The sequence below is a fragment of the Geoanaerobacter pelophilus genome (assembly GCF_018476885.1).
GTDB lineage: Bacteria > Desulfobacterota > Desulfuromonadia > Geobacterales > DSM-12255 > Geoanaerobacter > Geoanaerobacter pelophilus.
Window position 1 is genome coordinate 765,578 of the sequence record NZ_JAHCVJ010000001.1, and the last position, 16,055, is coordinate 781,632.

Consider the following 16,055-nt stretch of genomic DNA (forward strand, 5'->3'; position numbering starts at 1 on the left):
AACCTGTTACATCTTAGTAAGATAATCCGCATCCCCTTTCTGCAGCGACTCAGCAGCAAGCTCATGTAGAGGCGGCATCAGTATCTTCATCTTCACCGGTTTCAGCTCGGCGAGTTCGTCGGGAATACCTCTGCGCATGGCGTGCCCCACCCCGGTAACAACAACCACTATTTCCCCCGGATTGCGATCAAGGTAAGCAGACAGGTGATGGGCCATAAACTTGTTTCTGAGAAGCTGCGCCTCACAGAAATGAATAAAGGTAGCCTCATCGCTACTGTGCCACACAAAGTTCCGGCGCACGAAATTCATGTACGGCTTATCTACGCTACAGGTGACTTCCGAAGGCAACAGCCTTCTTTCTTCGGCAGTCAGCGCCTGAAAGCCTTGGCGATAAACCTTTTGCATGACTTTATCCGGCGCGTTCATGGCAATCAACGGAATCCCGTTATTCCTGGCATACAGAAAAATGGAATCATAGAGTCCCCACGGCAGTGTCCAGTTGCGACGATAAACATCCATAAACTCCAGAATCCCCAGGTTGCCGCTTACCCAGCTATCAAGCTGCAGCTGGTCTTCGGCGCGAAACATCTCCAGCGCAATCGCTATCTTTGCCCCTGAGCGGTGCAGCCCGTTTATCACCTCGAGTTGCAGCTGGTGGTGTCCCGGATTATCATGAAGTTCGCCGATGAAAACCACACGTGAACCGCGAAAATCTGCGAGCATTTCATGAAAACCCACCTGGCGATTATCGGCAACCCGCTGGAATGGCGCACCGGGAACCACTTTGCCGGCAGACATGCATCCCGCCGAGAAGAGGAAGATTGTAACCGTCGCAAGCCGGCCTAATAATCGCATGATGATTTTCACGATACCTCCTCCATCCGGCCACCGGGCAATACTCTGTAGCGATAGCCCCGCCACGACACCTTGTTCCCGGCAAAAGCCATGGCCCAGGTCACTGAGGCCAGTAAGTCTCGAAAGGGTAACAACCAGAGATATCTGGGGAGCAGCCCATCACGGAGATACTTCCGGCTAAACAGAAGTCCGACGCCACCTCGCACCAGATAAAGCAGAAGGACAGCGGCAACTCCCAACTCCAGCCCCCCGGTTAATAAGGCAATGCCAGAAGCGATCGCCGGTTGCGTTACCCCTGAGGCAAAATACCCGCCAGGCCGGGAAACGCGCATTGTCCGGCACCAGCGAAGCTGGCGTGAGGTTATTGCGGAGAGGGTCTCCCTACGCATGACGCTTTCCACGAAGTAATCGGAAAGCTCCAGGCGATAGCCGGCGCGGAAGACACGGTTGCCGAGCTGATAGTCATCAGCCAGATAATCAACCAACGCCTCGAAACCACCGATCTGCGCCAGGACCTCGCGCCGGACAGCCATGGACGCGCCCAAGGCAAAGGTAAGACCTTCGAGCTTCATTGCCACCATGACATTGGGCACCATCTCGACCGTAAACCCCAGCGCCTCAATGGCGCTGGCACACCCTTCAACCCCGCTGGTGCGATACAATGAGGTAACCAGGCCGACAGCCGGATCGACAAATGCGGAACAAACGGCTTCGAGATACCCCTCGCCGACCCGGATATCGCTGTCACAGATGATAATTATATCGTGCTTTGCCCGGGGAAAGGCATTGATAAGGTTGCACACCTTGTAGTTAGGCCCGTAAATACGGTCATCAATGACAAGATCGATATCAACGTCAGGAAATTCATGAATAAGCCTGCGAATGATCGGCAACGCCTCGTCATCGGGCGAGGCAACCGCAAAGACGAGCTGAAAGCAGTCATACCTCTGGCGACAAAATGACGCAAAATTATCAAAGCTGCCGGCGTCCATCCCCTTGACTGGTTTCAGAATAGTCACCGGCGGGGCGCTGACTGGCGGCGTTTTCCGGCGGTTGAAATACAGGTAAGCAGCCCTCAGAGTCAGCACGGCATAGATCAGGGCAGGGGCAATGGCTAAAAACGGGAGGATTGCACGGATGGTTGTCATGAAGGCCTTCGCTCAACCAGGATCAGATATGGGGCAACAGCCGACCGATTCAGCTGCCGGTGCCGCCAAACATTGAATATATGAGGGGGCAAGCCTGACGCCCACTGTTCCACCGCTTGCGACTCATCATCGCCACCTGAGTGCCCCGGATAAGCCGCAACAGTAACGATCCCCCCGGTCGTCAATAAGGCAGCGGCCTGAGCCAAAGCCGCAATAGTTGTCGCGCCATGGGTAATACATCCTTTGTCTCCTCCGGGGAGAAATCCGAGGTTGAAAACCGCGGCGCTGAGAGGTTCCTTGACTAGGGCGGACAAGCCTTCATGGCCACCGGCGATCAGTTCCACCTGGGAAGCGCACTGGTGAGCAGCAAGCAGTGCCGAGGTTTTCTCGATGGCTGACGGCTGGATATCAAAAGCCCAGACACGCCCATGTTCACCAACAAGCTTCGCCAGAAACAGGGTATCGTTGCCGTTGCCGCAGGTTGCATCCACCACCCGGTCACCGGGTTTTACCACATTCCGGAGAAAATGGTGAGCCAGCGCCACCGCACCCCGCAGGTCAGCACTCTCCCCGCAACTATCAGCTGGGTTGTCTGTACTTGTCATCACTGCACCTTTATTTGATTTCGATGTACCACACCTACCTGAGCAAAGCAACACCCCCGAAAGTTGCAACAACCGGGGTTTTTAGAAAAATGGCTATAAATTTCCAGACAATTGTGGTATTTATTTTTATTTTTCAGCGTCAATATCCTGAAAGGTAAGAATAAACCCATGGCGATTGCCCCCTTCAAGCACCCCATATCCCATGCCCTCACCTCGTTCAACGGAGTGACCGCCGAACAGGAATCGAATCCGCTACCCAAACCAGGGGCCAAGATTCATCATCTTCCCCCGTCAATATGGAAAAAACAAGCAAGTGGCGCAAATAGCCCGCTTGACCAGGCTATTGAGCGAACCCGCGACTTCTTCTTCCGGGAGCAGCTCCCCCAGGGTTACTGGTGGGCGGAGCTTGAGTCCAATGTTACCATTACTGCCGAATATATAATGCTCTTTCAGTTCATGGGGCTGGTAGACAAGGCTAAAGAAAAGAAGATGGCCAACTATCTCCTGCGCCAGCAGACCCCGGAAGGCCATTGGGCCTTATGGTTCGGCGGCCCCGGCGACCTCTCGACGACCATTGAGGCATACTTTGCCCTGAAACTCGCCGGTTACAGTGCAGAGCATCCGGCAATGCTCAAGGCCCGAGAATTCATTATCTCAAAAGGGGGCATACTCAAGGCCCGCGTCTTCACCAAGATCTTTCTTGCCCTGTTCGGTGAATTCTCATGGCTGGGCGTCCCGTCCATGCCGATCGAGCTGATGCTGTTCCCCAACTGGGCCTACTTCAACATGTATGAGCTCTCCAGCTGGTCAAGGGCCACGATCATCCCGCTTTCCATTACCATGACGCTGCGGCCGGTGCGCAAGCTCCCGCCGCGGGCCAGGGTACAGGAGCTTTACGTCAGGCCACCGCGCCCCATTGACTATACCTTTACCAAAGAGGACGGCATCTTCACCTGGAAGAATTTTTTCATCGGCGTTGACCATATGCTGAAGATCTACGAGGGGAACCCGATCCGCCCCCTGAAGAGCAAGGCAATGGCAGCAGCGGAAAAGTGGGTTCTGGAACACCAGGAGCCAACCGGCGACTGGGGCGGTATCCAGCCGGCCATGCTCAATTCCGTGCTTGCGCTGCACTGCCTTGGCTACGCCAATGACCATCCGGCAGTGGAAAAAGGGTTGAAGGCCCTGGACAACTTCTGCATCGAGGATGATGAAAGCATAGTACTCCAGTCCTGCGTATCGCCGCTCTGGGATACGGCGCTTGCCTTGAAGGCCCTTGTAGATTCCGGTGTGCCCAACGATCACCCGGCCCTGGTGAAGGCTGCCCAGTGGCTCCTGGATCGCGAAGTACGCAAGGAAGGGGACTGGAAGGTAAAGTGCCCTGAACTGAAGCCCGGTGGCTGGGCATTCGAGTTCCTCAATGACTGGTATCCCGATGTCGATGACTCGGGTTTTGTCATGATGGCCATCAAGGATATTGCGGTAAAGAACGAAAAGGCCCGGGAAGGCGCCATAAAGCGCGGCATCGACTGGTGCCTCGGGATGCAGAGCAAAAACGGTGGCTGGGGAGCGTTCGATAAGGACAACACCAAGCACCTCCTCAACAAGATTCCGTTTGCCGACCTTGAAGCGCTCATCGACCCGCCAACTGCCGACCTTACCGGCAGGATGCTCGAACTGATGGGGACGTTCGGCTATTCCAGAGAGTTTCCGGCCGCAGCCAGCGGCCTGGAATTCCTCAAGCGCGAGCAGGAAAAGGATGGTTCCTGGTGGGGACGTTGGGGGGTCAACTACATCTACGGCACTTGGTCTGTTCTTTCCGGTCTGGCGGCAATAGGAGAAGACCTGTCCCAGCCTTACATCCGCAAGGCAGTAAGCTGGATCAAATCAAAACAGAACGATGATGGCGGCTGGGGCGAGACCTGCGAATCATACTATGACCCTACCCTTGCCGGGATCGGACCGAGTACCGCATCCCAGACCGGTTGGGCGCTGCTGGCGCTCATGGCGGCAGGCGAGGCCAAGGCTCCGGAAACTGCCAAGGGGGTGCAATACCTGCTTTCCACCCAAAAAAGTGACGGCACCTGGGACGAGGAGCAGTTTACCGGCACCGGCTTCCCCAAATTTTTCATGATCAAATACCATATCTACCGTAACTGTTTTCCGCTTACCGCCCTCGGCACCTACCGGAGACTGTTACAGGAAGAGGCCTGACAGAGAAAGGGCGCATACGCTGTGAACACATGAAGGGTGAAGGGCGAACGCGGCATGTTCACTCTTCACCTTTCACATTTCACGCTATTTAGATGATGAGAGTTTTCGTAACCGGTGCTACCGGGTTCATAGGGGGTCAGCTGGTCAGAGAGCTGCTGGCCGACGGCCACCAGGTCAGGGTGCTTGCCAGAGCAGGGTCGGACCGGAGGAATCTGGACGGGCTGAACCTGGAGATCTGCGAAGGCGATCTGCGCGACAAAGACCGCTTGGTGAAAGGGCTTGCTGGTTGTGAGATGCTCTATCACGCAGCCGCAGACTATCGGCTCTGGACGAAAAAACCCTCGGACATGTACGAGATCAACGTCACCGGGACCAGGAACATCCTTGAGGCTGCTCTCGCAAACCGGCTTTCACGGGTAGTTTACACCAGCAGTGTCGGGACGCTGGGCAACCCTGGCGACGGCACCCCGGGAACAGAAGAGACCCCGGTAACATTTGCTGACATGGTCGGCGATTACAAGAAAAGCAAGTTCATGGCCGAAAGAGAGGCAGAATCGTTTCTCAGGCGCGGACTGCCGCTGGTCATAGTCAACCCGTCAACACCCGTAGGGCCGGGTGATATCAAACCGACGCCGACCGGCAAGATCATCGTCGATTTCCTGAACCGCAAGATGCCTGCGTACCTGGACACCGGCCTTAACATCATCGACGTTGCCGATTGCGCGCGGGGTCATATCCTGGCGGCCAGCAAAGGCAAAATCGGCGGGAAATACATCCTGGGCAATGAGAATCTCACGCTCTGCCAGATTTTTAAACTGCTCGAAGAAATTACCGGCCTGCCGGCTCCCAAGGTACGGCTGCCATACACCCCGATTCTGGTTGCTGCCCATATAAACGAAGCAGTAGCAAAAATCACCGGTCGGCCGCCGCTCATCCCGCTGGCCGGCGTACAGATGGCAAAAAAAATCATGTTCTTTGATTCGTCGAAATCGCTTCAGGAACTCGGACTGCCGCATCGTCCTGCCCGCGAAGCGCTGGCACGAGCAGTGGCCTGGTTTAAAGTAAACGGCTATGTGTCGGCAAAGAATTGAAATATGATCGACCGTGACTGTGCATAGCTATAAGAAATTTGTCCGTGCAACAACAATGCAGACCGGCCCCGCAGTATTTATGTAAAAGACTGCCAGGAGGTAACCAAATGTATCCATTGCTGGAAACAATAAATAGCCCATCTGATCTCAAGCGGCTTTCTCCGGAAGAACTCATTCAACTTTCAGGAGAGGTGCGCCGATTTCTTTTGGCAACTGTATCCCAAACAGGTGGCCACCTAGCGTCAAACCTCGGCGCAGTCGAATTGACCCTGGCACTCCATTACTGTTTCAACTCTCCCAATGACCATTTCATCTGGGATGTCGGCCATCAGGCCTACACCCACAAGATCATTACCGGGAGACGCGACCAGTTCCACACCCAGCGGCAGTACAAGGGTATCAGCGGCTTTCCGAAACGGAGCGAATCCCCCCATGACGCTTTTGGCGCCGGACATTCCTCAACCTCTATTTCGGCAGGGCTGGGAATGGCTGTTGCCGGAGACCTGCTGGGGTCTCCCAGCAGAGTAGTGGCCGTTATCGGCGACGGCTCGCTGACCGGAGGGATGGCATTCGAGGCACTCAACCAGGCCGGCCACCTCAACAAGAACCTGGTGGTAGTACTGAACGACAATGAGATGTCCATTTCGAAAAATGTCGGCTCGTTTTCCAGCTTCGTCTCACGTAAGCTCACCGGCAACTATTTCCGCGACCTTAAGAAAGAGATGAAGGGGCTGCTCGAAAACATCCCCGCATTCGGCGGCAATATCCTCAAGTTTGCCAGAAGGGCGGAAAACTCTCTAAAAGGTTTTCTCACGCCCGGCATGCTCTTCGAAGCACTTGGCTTCGAGTACATCGGTCCGATCCAGGGGCACGACCTGCCGCAGCTGATCGAGATTCTCAGTAATGTCAAGGCATTGGAAGGACCGGTGCTGGTCCATATTATGACTACCAAAGGAAAAGGATACCCACCGGCTGAACAGAATCCCGACCAGTTCCACGGCGTCGGCCCCTTCGATATTGCTACTGGCAAGGTTTCCGGCGGCAAAGCAACTGGGCCTTCCTACACCGGCATCTTTGGCCAGACCATGCTCAAACTGGCCCGCGAAGACAATAAAATCGTCGCGATTACCGCGGCAATGCCCGACGGTACCGGGCTCTCCCCGTTTGCCAAGGAGTTTCCCGATCGATTTTTTGATGTCGGCATTGCAGAACAGCATGCCCTGACCTTTGCCGCCGGACTGGCAGCAGAAGGGTTCAAGCCGGTGGCGGCGATCTATTCGACCTTTACCCAGCGTGCCTATGACCAGGTATTTCACGATATCTGCCTGCAGAAACTCCCGGTCACCCTGGCCCTGGACCGGGCCGGGCTGGTCGGCGACGATGGCCCGACTCATCACGGCGCCTTTGACCTCTCCTATCTCCGCCACCTGCCGGGGATTACCGTCATGGCCCCGAAAGACGAGAACGAACTCCAGCACATGCTGAAGACCGCTCTTTATGCCGGTAGCCCCATGGCCATTCGCTACCCGCGGGGGAACGGTTACGGAGTGCCTCTGGACGAAGAACTGCGCGAGGTCCGGATCGGCAAGGGCGAAATCCTGAGCGAAGGCAACGATGTTGCCATCCTGGCCATCGGCTCAACTGTATACCCGGCCCTTGAGGCAGCTGCAGTTCTTAAAGAGAAAGGCATCAGCGCAACAGTGGTCAACGCGAGATTCGTCAAACCGCTCGACCGCGACCTGATTCTCTCAGTGGCCAAAGCGACCAGACATCTGGTCACTGTCGAAGAAAATGCCCTGATGGGCGGCTTTGGAACAGCCGTACTGGAACTGCTTGCCGACGAAGGGGAAACAGATGTCCGTGTCAAGCGGATCGGTATCCCTGACCGTTTCATCGAGCAGGGCAGCCAGGCCCAGCTGCGCGCTGACCTCGGCCTCGATGGCTCAGGAATTGCCGCTGCCTGCGAGGAGTTTCTGAAATCACCGGCAGTTAAACCGTTACTGACAAGAGTTAAATAAAAAAAGCGAAGTACCCAAATCCTATATACCCGCGATGTGAATTTTCGATGAGCTCAAGGCGTCCCAGGGACTGTGTGCAGGCGTACACGCAAGTACGTAGAGCACTCAATCCCGCCGGACAACGCAGAGATCGCGGAAAAGCCGCATCGCCAACGAGGCAATGAATGCGTTTCCCTTGGCGACTGAACTACGACCTTACCAAATACATCATCTCCAACAAGCTCAACAACGTTGAGAAATACCCATTGGTTCTGATGCTGGAACCGACGCACCTCTGCAACCTGGCCTGTTCCGGATGCGGAAGGATCAGGGAATATGCCGACACCATCCAGTCAATGATGTCTCTCGAAGAGTGCCTGCGATCCGTTGATGAATGCCCGGCTCCGATCGTCACCATTACCGGTGGCGAACCGTTCCTTTATCCGCACATCTTCGAACTGATCGACGGGGTGCTCAAGCGGGGCAAGCATATCCAGTTCTGCACCAACGGCCTGCTGCTGTCCGCCTCTCTGGACAAGATGCAACCACACCCCAATTTCACCCTGAACGTGCATATGGACGGCATGGAAGAGACCCACGACCGGATCCTGGAGCGCAAAGGGACCTTCAAGATCGCCATCGAAGGAATCAAGAAGGCCAAGCGCCTCGGCTTTCGGGTCTGCACCAACACCACCATCTTCAAGAACACCGACATGGTCGAAATGGAGATGCTCTTTTCCCACCTGACCGAACTCGGCGTCGATGGCCTGCTGGCAGCCCCCGGTTTTGACTATGAAGATGTCGGGGAGGACCTGTTCCTGCAACGGCGTGAAATCGAGAAGCGCTTTGCCCAGGTCTACGAAATGAGCAAGCGGTTCCGCTTCTGGTCCACCCCGATGTATCTCAGGTTTCTGAAGGGCGAGAAGCAACTCCAGTGCACACCATGGGGGAACCCGACCAGGAATACCCAGGGCTGGAAGGCCCCCTGCTATCTAATTACCGATGCCCACTACCCGACCTTCAGAGAGATGATGGCGAACACCGACTGGAATCGCTATGGCGTAGGTAGAGACGAGAGATGCGCCCAGTGCATGATGCACTGCGGCTTTGAACCGACGGTGGTCAACGAAATTGCGAAGAGCTGGAAAGATATCTGGGAAATGGCGATCTGGAACTTAACCTGATTAGCCCACGCCCCAGCGGCGATGGACAAACTGCTCGCCGTAGCGGAAGACCAAACGATCGGTGATCAGGCCGATAACAATAATGGCGAGCATGGAAGCGATTACCAGCGGCATGTCGTGCAGTTCGCGCCCCATCATCAGCGTGGAACCGATGCCGGTGGTCACGTACAGCAACTCGGCCGCCATCAGCGACCGCCAGGCAAAGGTCCAACCCAGCTTTGCCCCGGTCATGACCGACGGAAACGAGGCGGGAAACAACACGTACCGGTAAAAACGCCAGCCAGTGGCTCCCAGAATTGATGCCGCCCGGAGATAGAGTGTCGGGATAGTCTTGACCCCGTCACGGACCGTAAGGGTAACCGCCATCAGTGAGCCCATGATAATGACAAACTGCATGGCGCTCTCGGAAAGACCGAACCAAAGCACCGCCAGCGGCAGCCAGCAGATGCTGGGCAATGCCTGAAGTCCGACCGCCAGACTCCCCACCGTATCATCAAGCAACCGGATTCTGCCGAGCAGCAACCCCAACGGGATACCGACCAGCAGTGAGATCGAGTAGCCGATGCCGAGGCGCACCATACTTGCGGCAATCGCTTTTGGTAGCGTACCATCGGCAATCCCGTCCCGCAGCGACTGGACTACTGAGCAGGGTGACGGGAACAACAGTTCGTTCCAAACCCCTGCCTTGAAAAGTGACTGCCACAGGATTGCCAATATAAACAGGAAAGAAAGCCGTGTCCCCCAACTTTTCCAGCGGGCAACGGGGTTTTCATCAGGCATCGGCTCCCCCTTCCCCACTTGTCCTGAGCACTTCCTGCCTGAGCCGGTCCCTGATCCGCGAGGCAATAGTCACTACCTCGACATCCTCCAGATAACGGTTGCGCGGCAGGTTTACCGGGAACTGCTCAATGATCTCACCACCTTGCCCTGACATCAGGATTACCCGCGAACCGAGACGCACCGCTTCACGCACATTGTGGGTAACAAAGACAATGGTCTTGCGGGTCTGCAGGTAAACCTCTTCAAGCACTTCGTGCAGCATGTCGCGGGTCTGGGCATCCAAGGCAGCAAATGGCTCATCCATCAGCAGGATGTCTGGGTCCATGGCCAGCGCCCTGGCAATTGCCACCCGTTGCTTCATGCCGCCGGATATCTGGGTAACCCAGGCATGGGCAAACTTTGACAGGTGAACCGCTTTGAGCAGTGCCTGGGCCTTTTCCTGCTGTTCTGCCAGGTCTACGCCTGCCATCCTGAGGCCAAAGACGATGTTCTGATAGACGTTAAGCCAGGGAAATAGCGCCGGTTCCTGAAAAATAACGAACCTGCTGGGAGACGGGCCGGTGACCTGCTTCCCGCTTACCTGAATCTCGCCTGATGAGGGACGCTCGAACCCGGCCAGCAGGTTTAGAAGGGTAGATTTGCCGCACCCTGACGGGCCGACGACGCAGAGGAACTCGCCGTCTTCAATCTCAAGATCGATACCGGTAAGCACATTAAGCCTGCCGGCCCGGCTCTCATAAACCTTGGAGACCTTCTTTAATTCGACCGTGGCCATCGGTGGTCATCTGACCTTTACAGCAGGCAGCGAACGCTTGGCCAGCACACTGTTCAAAAGGGCAGCATCGACAATGCCGGCCAGGCCCCTGGCAATGTCGGTCTTCTTCGGCAGATAGCCGAGTTCCCCGGCCCACGCGGCAGAAGTGTTCAATGGCGTGACAAGCGGGTCGCTGGTGATCAACACCCGTGAGAAGGCGTCATCAAGGGTCTGAGGAGGGAGAGCTTTTCCTGCCAGCTTGGCAAGCTGTTCGTTAAGCCGTTTCTTTGCCTCAACCGGATTTTTCTTGATCCATTCCGTCATCTCAACATGGGCTTCGAGAAACCGTTCCACTACGGCACGGTTCTTTTCCAGGAATTCACTCCTGGCCACCACCACAGCAGTGGGGAACTTGCCGTCTTTCCAGAGTGTCCGCTCATCAAGCAGAATCCGCCCGCCACCCTCCCTGACAAGCCGTGACACCCATGGTTCCGGCACCCAGGCCCCATCAAGACGCCCCTGCTGGAAGAGCATAAGAATATCGGCGTTCTTGACCGGAATCACCTGAACATCGCGTCCCGGAGCAACTCCGGCACTCTTGAGCCAGCGCCGCAGAGCAACGTCCTGGGTATTGCCCAGCTCGGGAGAAGCGATCCGTTTCCCCTTGAAATCCTGAGGGCTCCTGGCCGTTGACTTTGCCGGCACCACAAGCGATGCCCCGCCACTGGCTGCCCCGGCTATGATCTTCAGAGACTTCCCTTTGGAACGGAGATAGGCGTTGACCGCCGGATTCGGTCCAACATAGGCGATGTCCAGTTGCCCAGCGATCAGTGCCTCCATCTCCGACGGACCGGCATTGAACACCTTCCAGTCAATTGCCCCCAGCTTTTGCTCGAAAATACCTTGTGACCGCCCCACCAGTGCCTGGGCGTGGGTCATATTGGGAAAGTGGCCGATACGCACGGCATCTGCGGCAATAGCCCCCTGGACAGTGAACAGTGACAGGACAAAAAGGCACCAAAGGATTAGCGGCTTACGACTCATAATAGTTCTCCAGATGCTGCAACAAGATGTTAATTGAATCGTCGATGGTCAACAGTTCCGTATCCAGCCTGACAGCTGGAGACTCCGGAGGCTCATACGGCGCGGAAACTCCGGTAAAGCCTTGCAGCTCTCCGGCCCGCGCCTTCCTGTAGAACCCCTTGACGTCACGGCGCTCACACTCTTCAATCCTGGTAGAGAGATGAACCTCAATAAAGCGCTCTTTGCCAATAATCTGGCCGGCCATCTCCCGGTCATCCCTGAACGGCGAGATAAACGAGGTAATCACGATCAGTCCGGCCTCGTTCATTAGCCTGGCCACCTCCGCGACCCGGCGGATGTTTTCGGCCCGGTCTTTTGGGGAAAACCCGAGATCCCGGTTCAGGCCATGCCTGACATTATCGCCATCAAGCACGAAGCATGGGTGCCCCGCTTCGATCAACCTTCGCTCTAGGGCAAAAGCAACCGTAGACTTGCCCGCACCGCTCAAGCCGGTCATCCAGACAGTGGCCGGACGATGCCCCATAACCGCAGACCGGGCGGCCAGGGTAACCTGCCCTTCATGCCAGACAACATTGGAGCGGTCCGGCACGGCCCGCTCGGTCTTCAACTCGGCATCATAGTCGGTGCGGTCGACAATAACGGCGGCGCCAAGGGTATCGTTCCCGGAGACCGAGACCACGATGAACGAGCCAAGCGCGCGGTTGCGGCGGTATTCATCAGCCAGCACCGGGGTAAACAGGGTAAAGCGCGCCCGGCCGATATCGTTCAGGGAGAGCGAATCCACTGTGTCGCGGCTAAGGGTATTGGGATCCACCCGGTAGCTGATCGTCTCGCACCGAGCCTTTAGCCACCTGGCAGCATGCTTTATCTGGTAAATGCCTCCGGCAACCAGCGGTTCATCACCGGTCCAGACCAGCATCGCCTCCAGTTCCCGGCGCTCTCTCGGCACATTGCCGGGGTGCACCAGGAGATCGCCCCGCCCCACATCGATATCATCCTCCAGGGAGACGGTAATCGACTGACCGGCCACAGCAGTTCCGACAGGCTGCATGCCAATGGCTATAGAGGTCACCCTAGACCTGAACCCAGAAGGAAGCACCATGACCTCGTCGCCGCCGCGCAAGAGGCCCGACACAACCCGGCCGCCGAAACCTCGGAAGGTCCCGGGGAGATGGATCACCCGCTGCACCGGCAGGCGGAAATCCACCAGATTCCGGTCGCCGGCGACATAGACCTCTTCCAGATAAGAGAGCAGCGTCGTGCCGGCATACCACGCCATGCCATTACCGCGTCTGACCACGTTATCACCGCTGACCGCACACACCGGGATGAACTGCAGGTTGGACAGACCGAGGCGCACCGCAAAATCCCGGTACTCGGTCTCTATCTCGCGGAAACGCTCCTCGCTGTACCCCACCAGGTCCATCTTGTTGATCGCCACCACAAAACGAGGGATGCCGAGCAGGGCGCAGATAAAGGCGTGACGCTTGGACTGGGTCGATACTCCCTGCTCCGCATCGATCAGTAATAGCGCCAGATCGGCATGGGATGCGGCAGTAGCCATGTTCCGGGTATACTGCTCGTGACCCGGTGCGTCAGCAACAATAAAGCGACGGCGGGAAGTGGCGAAATAACGGTAGGCAACATCAATGGTAATCCCCTGCTCCCGCTCGGCCCGCAGACCGTCGGTGATCAGCGAAAAATCCATCTCCGCATTGCCGGTGGCGGCAGTGCGGCGCAGAGCAGCTACATGATCGTCGTAGAGGGCATTGGCATCGTACAGCAGGCGGCCGATCAGGGTAGACTTGCCATCATCGACACTGCCGGCAGTCAGGAAATGGAGGAGATCCGGCTCGCTCATCAAAAATACCCTTCTCTTTTTTTGCGCTCCATCGATCCATCCTGATCATGGTCGATAATCCTGGTGGTCCGCTCGGAAAGCCGCGCCTGTTCGAGCTCAGCGATGATCTCCTCAACCGTGACCGCTGATGAGGCCACGGCACCGGTGCATGGATAACAACCGAGGGTACGGAACCGGCAGAGGCGTTGTACCGAGGTTTCACCCGCTAGCAGCGGCGTATCTTTGCCCACCGGGATCAACTGACCGTTGCGCTCAACCACCTCGCGCTCTGCAGCAAAATAGAGCGGCACCACCGCAATCCCCTCGCGTGCGATGTAGCGCCACACATCCAGTTCAGTCCAGTTGGACAGGGGAAAGACCCGCATGCTCTCTCCCGGATGCATCCGGGTATTGTAGAGTTGCCAGAATTCGGGGCGCTGACGGCGCGGGTCCCACTGGCCATGGATATCACGGAAGGAAAATACCCGTTCCTTGGCCCGTGACCGTTCCTCCTCACGCCTGGCGCCGCCAATGACCAAGTCATAGCTACCAAGTTTCAGGGATTCGAGCAGCGCTTGGGTCTTCAGGAAACCGCAACAGCGAACTGTGCCCATCTCCCACGGATTCGCTCCGGAGTCGATCGCCTGGCGATTGGTATAGACCCGCAGGTCAAAGCCGATCTCGACCGCCATCCGGTTGCGGAACTCGATCATTTCAGGGAACTTGAACTCAGTATCCACATGGAGCAGGGGAAACGGAATCGGGGCGGGGTGGAACGCCTTGCGTGCCAGGTGCAGCATCACCGAAGAGTCCTTGCCGATTGAGTACATCATTACCGGCCGCTCCCCTTCGGCAGCAACTTCGCGGATTATCTGTATGGATTCAGCCTCAAGTTCATCAAGAAGGCCAAGAGAAAGCCGTTCAGACATGATACCTCTTTATGCGGAGCCACTCAGATCAAACAACAAACATTTTTAACACAACCCCGTCGGGCTGCAAAGCAAAACCTTTTCCCGCTTCAGAGACAAATATTCTCAACACTGAGCCGACTCAAGTCATGATTACCCGTGCCCCAAAGCTCCAAGAATGGGACAAATCCAGCGCCTCAAAGATCTACACTAGCGATGCTTTACAGCCTTTTCACGGCATCCAGTAGCTTGCGTAACGGCGCAGTGATGCGCCAGGAGAGGGATGCATATAACGATTCAAGGAGGCGTGTGCTTTCCCTGTAGGCACTTTCTATTATTTGCCCCTGCTGGTAAAGATCGTTCATCTTGTTTTGTGCCCGATGTAGCAGGGAATAGTGAAATGAATCCGTGGTGCAGTAATATTGCTGGTTCTGGATGTTTGTAGCTCTTTCAAAGATATAGTCGTTGATGTTTCCGTAATCTACCAGTTGATCGATCCTTGCCAGATAGATATCACTTCCACTGATCTGATTTATGATATTCATCTCGACCGGCAGCATAGATCTTCCGAAAGATTTGATGTTTGACCTGCACTGCTTGGAAGTAAGTACATATTCCCCAGATAGACTTTCTCTTTTTTTTGTCCCATGCAGATCAACAGAGAAATCGCAATCAATTGCACTGCCGGCCAATCCATTCAGGCATTCAGGGATTAATTCACTCCAAGCATCATACTTGATCAACGATTGCTCGAACCGCTTAAAAATATACGACGCAGTCTTCCCCACCATAATAGGTACCTGATACAGATGTGATCCCTGATGGTGCTGCCCCTTGTCCCCAAAGTTTGTTGTATATGAGCCGGCCGGATAGACAAAGAACTTTCCCTGTTCGACCATGTACTTAAAAAAGTATTTTTTCCATGAAGTCGCAGGCCAGGAAACAATATTGGGGGGTAAAGCAGGATCGTCGCTATAATTGCAATCGCGATGGCCTTCATACCAGCTTTCGAAAGCGCTCCAGTGCTCCTTCAGCCATGCCTGCCCCCAAGAGCAAGGCACCTGCATGAAGTATGTGTTCGAACCATCATTCAACGGGATGAACGGAAGAAGAGAGGTTTCGTTGTAACGGTAGGAGTAGAGGGATATCCCGCAGATTGAAGGGCAATCTTTATAGAACTTCAGCGCGGCTAATGTGTAATCATAGAACCAAGGAGAGACGTACAGATCATCTTCCAAGAGGATGATGCCATCGTATTGCGTGGCAATTTGGCCGCAAGACAGGATATGCCTACGAAGGCCCATGTTCTCGGGGTGCTCGATGACCTCTTTTTGACCGTGCTCCCAATTGAACGCATGAGCAATCGATTTGACGCTTTCCGGACCGCCGCCGTCTATACTTATGATCAGAGTGACGGGTCCGGCATAAAGGGATTTGGCAATGGAAGATAGAAGCCTGAAGAGGGTATGGTCCCTGTTGTAAGCGGCTATGACTATCGGGATGTTCATGATTACGATCTCGGGCAACTAATATGACATACAAACTTCGGCTAACATACCATAAACACATAATCTAAAAAAGACCATGATATGACGGCCACAAAAGAATTGATTTCAGAAATGACTCAAGCTATTG

The 16,055-nt window shown here is 55.5% G+C and carries 13 protein-coding genes; 4 read left to right on the plus strand and 9 right to left on the minus strand.

Annotation, left to right across the window (positions count from 1 at the left end; translation table 11 throughout):
- Positions 1-6: 6 nt before the first annotated feature.
- The 3 genes from KI809_RS03600 to mnmM are packed head-to-tail and all read right to left on the minus strand — an operon-like array spanning position 7 to position 2,608.
- Positions 7-867 (minus strand): ChaN family lipoprotein, encoded by an 861-nt coding sequence (locus KI809_RS03600; protein WP_214170123.1) that lies wholly within the window; start codon positions 865-867, stop codon positions 7-9.
- The gene (hpnI, locus tag KI809_RS03605; protein WP_214170124.1) at positions 864-2,003 is read right to left on the minus strand and encodes a bacteriohopanetetrol glucosamine biosynthesis glycosyltransferase HpnI; all 1,140 of its coding nucleotides are present in this window, start codon (positions 2,001-2,003) and stop codon (positions 864-866) included. The genes KI809_RS03600 and hpnI overlap by 4 nt, the downstream gene beginning before the upstream one ends.
- Entirely contained in the window at positions 2,000-2,608 is a 609-nt protein-coding gene (mnmM, locus tag KI809_RS03610; RefSeq protein ID WP_214170125.1) for a tRNA 5-(aminomethyl)-2-thiouridylate-methyltransferase MnmM, read from the minus strand. Before mnmM ends, hpnI begins: the two co-directional genes overlap by 4 nt.
- 168 nt (positions 2,609-2,776) lie before the next feature.
- On the opposite strand from mnmM, the gene shc reads away from it, so the two are divergent.
- The 4 genes from shc (at position 2,777) to hpnH (ending at position 9,094) form a co-directional block, all read left to right on the plus strand.
- Positions 2,777-4,822, plus strand: a complete 2,046-nt coding sequence (gene shc / locus KI809_RS03615) for a squalene--hopene cyclase (protein ID WP_214170126.1) — start codon at positions 2,777-2,779, stop codon at positions 4,820-4,822.
- A 95-nt stretch (positions 4,823-4,917) separates the two neighbouring features.
- Positions 4,918-5,913 carry a hopanoid-associated sugar epimerase gene (hpnA, locus tag KI809_RS03620; protein WP_214170504.1) on the plus strand — a complete coding sequence of 332 codons (996 nt, stop codon included), beginning with the start codon at positions 4,918-4,920 and terminating at the stop codon, positions 5,911-5,913.
- Between the two features lie 107 nt (positions 5,914-6,020).
- The gene (gene dxs, locus KI809_RS03625; RefSeq protein ID WP_214170127.1) at positions 6,021-7,931 is read left to right on the plus strand and encodes a 1-deoxy-D-xylulose-5-phosphate synthase; all 1,911 of its coding nucleotides are present in this window, start codon (positions 6,021-6,023) and stop codon (positions 7,929-7,931) included.
- Positions 7,932-8,095: 164 nt separating this feature from the next.
- A complete protein-coding gene (gene hpnH / locus KI809_RS03630) occupies positions 8,096-9,094 on the plus strand; it encodes an adenosyl-hopene transferase HpnH (protein ID WP_214170128.1) in 999 nt (332 codons plus the stop codon).
- Here hpnH and KI809_RS03635 read toward each other — a convergent pair whose 3' ends face one another.
- From KI809_RS03635 to KI809_RS03660, 6 genes are all read right to left on the minus strand, one after another.
- Positions 9,095-9,874, minus strand: a complete 780-nt coding sequence (locus tag KI809_RS03635) for an ABC transporter permease (protein WP_214170129.1) — start codon at positions 9,872-9,874, stop codon at positions 9,095-9,097.
- Positions 9,867-10,649: an ABC transporter ATP-binding protein gene (locus KI809_RS03640; RefSeq protein WP_214170130.1), complete on the minus strand. Its 783-nt coding sequence runs from the start codon at positions 10,647-10,649 to the stop codon at positions 9,867-9,869. Before KI809_RS03640 ends, KI809_RS03635 begins: the two co-directional genes overlap by 8 nt.
- A gap of 6 nt (positions 10,650-10,655) precedes the next feature.
- Positions 10,656-11,672, minus strand: a complete 1,017-nt coding sequence (locus KI809_RS03645; protein ID WP_214170131.1) for an ABC transporter substrate-binding protein — start codon at positions 11,670-11,672, stop codon at positions 10,656-10,658.
- On the minus strand, positions 11,662-13,533 hold the full coding sequence (gene cysC / locus KI809_RS03650) for an adenylyl-sulfate kinase (protein WP_214170132.1): 1,872 nt from the start codon (positions 13,531-13,533) through the stop codon (positions 11,662-11,664). Before cysC ends, KI809_RS03645 begins: the two co-directional genes overlap by 11 nt.
- Positions 13,533-14,441 carry a sulfate adenylyltransferase subunit CysD gene (gene cysD, locus KI809_RS03655; RefSeq protein ID WP_214170133.1) on the minus strand — a complete coding sequence of 303 codons (909 nt, stop codon included), beginning with the start codon at positions 14,439-14,441 and terminating at the stop codon, positions 13,533-13,535. Before cysD ends, cysC begins: the two co-directional genes overlap by 1 nt.
- 200 nt (positions 14,442-14,641) lie before the next feature.
- Positions 14,642-15,928 (minus strand): glycosyltransferase, encoded by a 1,287-nt coding sequence (locus KI809_RS03660; RefSeq protein ID WP_214170134.1) that lies wholly within the window; start codon positions 15,926-15,928, stop codon positions 14,642-14,644.
- Positions 15,929-16,055 lie beyond the last annotated feature (127 nt).

Excerpts from the sequence above, each read along its gene's own strand:
- hpnI (WP_214170124.1), bottom strand. The coding sequence starts at position 2,003 with ATGACAACCATCCGTGCAATCCTCCCGTTTTTAGCCATTGCCCCTGCC.
- mnmM (WP_214170125.1), bottom strand. The coding sequence starts at position 2,608 with ATGACAAGTACAGACAACCCAGCTGATAGTTGCGGGGAGAGTGCTGAC.
- shc (WP_214170126.1), top strand. The coding sequence starts at position 2,777 with ATGGCGATTGCCCCCTTCAAGCACCCCATATCCCATGCCCTCACCTCG.
- hpnA (WP_214170504.1), top strand. The coding sequence starts at position 4,918 with ATGAGAGTTTTCGTAACCGGTGCTACCGGGTTCATAGGGGGTCAGCTG.
- dxs (WP_214170127.1), top strand. The coding sequence starts at position 6,021 with ATGTATCCATTGCTGGAAACAATAAATAGCCCATCTGATCTCAAGCGG.
- hpnH (WP_214170128.1), top strand. The coding sequence starts at position 8,096 with ATGCGTTTCCCTTGGCGACTGAACTACGACCTTACCAAATACATCATC.
- KI809_RS03635 (WP_214170129.1), bottom strand. The coding sequence starts at position 9,874 with ATGCCTGATGAAAACCCCGTTGCCCGCTGGAAAAGTTGGGGGACACGG.
- KI809_RS03640 (WP_214170130.1), bottom strand. The coding sequence starts at position 10,649 with ATGGCCACGGTCGAATTAAAGAAGGTCTCCAAGGTTTATGAGAGCCGG.
- KI809_RS03645 (WP_214170131.1), bottom strand. The coding sequence starts at position 11,672 with ATGAGTCGTAAGCCGCTAATCCTTTGGTGCCTTTTTGTCCTGTCACTG.
- cysC (WP_214170132.1), bottom strand. The coding sequence starts at position 13,533 with ATGAGCGAGCCGGATCTCCTCCATTTCCTGACTGCCGGCAGTGTCGAT.
- cysD (WP_214170133.1), bottom strand. The coding sequence starts at position 14,441 with ATGTCTGAACGGCTTTCTCTTGGCCTTCTTGATGAACTTGAGGCTGAA.
- KI809_RS03660 (WP_214170134.1), bottom strand. The coding sequence starts at position 15,928 with ATGAACATCCCGATAGTCATAGCCGCTTACAACAGGGACCATACCCTC.